This is a genomic window from Enterococcus sp. C46 (assembly GCF_040887565.1).
In the GTDB taxonomy this organism is placed as follows: Bacteria; Bacillota; Bacilli; order Lactobacillales; family Enterococcaceae; genus Enterococcus_B; species Enterococcus_B lactis.
This window is the reverse complement of the sequence record NZ_JBFOGA010000027.1, coordinates 1-1,572: the sequence shown is the minus strand read 5'-3', so window position 1 is coordinate 1,572 and position 1,572 is coordinate 1. Positions and strand designations below refer to the sequence as shown.

1 pseudogene is annotated in these 1,572 nt (G+C 33.0%); it reads right to left on the bottom strand.

Features of this window, described 5'->3' with window-relative positions:
* Positions 1 to 846: 846 nt before the first annotated feature.
* A pseudogene (locus AB3I27_RS13890) lies at positions 847 to 1,572 on the bottom strand (IS256-like element ISLgar5 family transposase); the annotation flags it as partial.

The following is a 1,572-nucleotide window of genomic DNA, read 5'->3' as shown; positions in this document are numbered from 1 at the left end:
ATAGATTAGATAGATATTATAAATATGTTGATTCTATTTTCATAGCAATGGAGAAAATACATTAGCAATATATAAAAGAAGGTATCAAGAGTCACAGTGAATTTATTCCGAAAAGTGAAAAGAGTAAATATAAAACTTAATAAAAATATAGAACTAAATAGGAAAACGTAGACGTAATTTTCTACGTTTTCCTTTTCATATATATTAAATATTACGGAAAATTATATAAACTAATTTAGTGTTTTGTTTGTAATTCCTAATTTTGCTCCACTTTTAGATAATTTTTAGGTCTATTTAACTCATCAGACATTCTATGCTCATTTTCTCCAAATTTGTTTCAACTCTTTCGTACTTAATTTTGCGTATTTGAAAATTCTTCTTTTAGAGTACTTTTATTACGATACTAGTATGATATATATCTATAGCAAACAGTTAAAATCTTCCTAAAATAAGCGAATAGCATTCCTAAAACCTATAAAATTTTTAGATGAAGCGACAAGTGGACAATTAATAAACTACTTGAACATGAAATTATGGATCACCTTTCAAATTTAGAAAATGGAATTCTTATACTTATTGCGCAACATTTATTGATTACAAAATTATGTGACAAAAGAACTAGTAGAAGAAGGAATAATGGCTTGATAATAAAGTACTACCTATTAAAGGTAGTACTTTATTTAATTTAGTATAAATTAACATACTACTATATTTTAGGTTTCATATTATATAAATTAATAATAAACTACCATTTGTTGGTAGTATAATTTAAAGGTAATAAGTTATTTTTTTATTGGGAGCGTCAATAATTTTGTGTAAATGGTTCCTCCCTACTGTAGATTGTTTCTAATTCTCAATCAGTTGGCTTAGCATTTGTTCAAGTTCGCCTTCGGCCTGTTGAAAGCCTTTATGACTGCGACCTAGGAATTTTTGGTTGTAAGTATCAAAAGACGAGACTAAGAAACGTTCCATCGACTCTTCGTTTTGGAACTGTTCCTTGCGGTGGCTGTATTTCTTGATTTGCTTATTAAAGGATTCAATCAAGTTCGTAGAATAAATACTCTTGCGTATGGCCAAGGGGAAATCATAGAAAGTGAGCAAGTGATCGTTCGAAAGAATCGATTCAACCACTTTTGGATAGCTGGTTTTCCATTTTTTCGCAAAAGCACCACGTGCTTCCAACGCCACCTCTTTAGACGAGGCTTGATACACCATTTTAAAATCATCACAGACTTCCTTACGATTATTGACACGCACTTTGTGACTGATATTACGGGAAACGTGTACACAACAATGTTGAAAACGAGCTTTGGGATAGAACCGACTAATCGCTCCTACCATCCCCTTTAAGCCATCCGTGATGAACAGGAGGACATTTTTCAAACCGCGCTCTTGAAGGTCCAATAAAATTTCCTCCCAAATCGTGATGGATTCAGTCGGTGCAATCGCATAGCTCAATACTTCCTTTGATCCGTCCGGGCGAATGCCAACTGCGATATGAATAGCTTCCTTGGCGACGGTTTTCCGCTTTAACGGAATATACGTTGCGTCCATATAAATAGCAGCATAACT